Raw genomic sequence first — 1,357 nt, forward strand, 5'->3', positions numbered from 1 at the left:
GAGCGCTAGTCTCGTGGGCTCGGAGATGGGTATAAGAGACAGGGGTTAGAGCCAGTCGTTGCGGCGGAACCAGCGGTAGAGGGTCAGTGAGATGGCCAGCATCAGGGCCAGCACGACCGGATAGCCGTAGGTCATCTTCAGCTCCGGCATGAACTCGAAGTTCATGCCGTAGATGCCGGCGATGGCGGTCCACACGGCGGCGATGGCGGCCCACGCGGCGATCTTGCGCATGTCGTTGTTCTGGTCGACCGTCACCTGGGCCAGCCGCGCCTGGAGGATCGAGTTCAGCAGGTCGTCGTACGAGTTGACCTGCTCGACGGTGCGGCTGAGGTGGTCCTGCACGTCGCGGAAGTAGCGGCGTACCTCCTTGGGCACGTCCCGGTTCATCTGCGTGGTGAGGGCCAGCAGCGGACGCTGCAACGGCATCACCGCCCGCTTGAACTCCACCAGTTCCCGCTTCAGCTGGTAGATCCGCTGGATCCGCCCGCTGGCCTGGCGGTCAAAGACCTCCGTCTCCAGCACGTCCATGTCGTCCTCGAGCTGGTCGGCGACCTCCAGGTAGAGGTCGACCACCCGGTCGGTGATCGCGTACGCCACCGCCCAGGGGCCGTGCAGCAGCAACTCCTGCCGGGCCTCCAGTTCCTCGCGGACCGGTGCGAGCCGGCAGGCGTCCCCGTGCCGGACGCTGATCAGGAAGTGCGGGCCGATGAAGAGCATCACCTGCCCGGTCTCCACGACCTCGGAGTTCTCGGTCAGCTCGGTGTGCTCGCAGTACCGGGCGGTACGCAACACCAGGAAGCTGACCTCGCCGAAGCGTTCCAGCTTGGGACGCTGCTGGGCCTTGACCGCGTCCTCCACGGCCAGCTCGTGCAGCCCGTAGGTGGCGGCGATCTCGGTCATCTCGGCCAGGTCCGGCTCGTGCAGCCCGAGCCAGACGAAGCCGCTCTCGGCCCGGCGGGCCGCCTCCAGCGCCCCGGCGTAGTCCCAGTCACCGGCCTGCCGCCGGCCGTCGAGATAGAGCGCGCAGTCGACCACCGCGCTGCGCCGCGGGCCGGCCGGCAGCTCCGCGCCCTGGGGTCCGTCGGGATTGAGCCGGCGCGTCATGGCCCGTACCGGTGACCAGTTCCGGGGCCGCAGCACCCGGCCGCCGTCCGGGGACGCCGTCCGGTCGCCGTTGGCGGAGGTCGGCTGTCCCTGCTGCATCCGATCCGTCATCACGCCCCCTCCCGCACACGGCTGCGGGTTGCAGGCTACGCCGCCGGGCCGATCATGGCAGCCGCGACGAGGGGTGGCGCCGGACGGGCCGGACCGCATTCGGGGGGTGAGGGGCGATCCGGCCCGCCCGGCGCCGTGGGGG

General features: G+C 70.1%; 1 protein-coding gene. It reads right to left on the bottom strand.

Going from position 1 to position 1,357, the window contains the following annotated elements:
* Positions 1-45: 45 nt before the first annotated feature.
* Positions 46-1,215 (bottom strand): magnesium/cobalt transporter CorA, encoded by a 1,170-nt coding sequence (gene corA / locus C1I95_RS33935; protein WP_111220200.1) that lies wholly within the window; start codon positions 1,213-1,215, stop codon positions 46-48.
* Positions 1,216-1,357 lie beyond the last annotated feature (142 nt).

This window comes from Micromonospora craterilacus (genome assembly GCF_003236315.1).
In the GTDB taxonomy this organism is placed as follows: Bacteria; Actinomycetota; Actinomycetes; order Mycobacteriales; family Micromonosporaceae; genus Micromonospora; species Micromonospora craterilacus.

Bases quoted from the DNA above. Each gene is read 5' to 3' on its own strand.
- corA (WP_111220200.1), bottom strand. From the start codon at position 1,215: ATGACGGATCGGATGCAGCAGGGACAGCCGACCTCCGCCAACGGCGAC.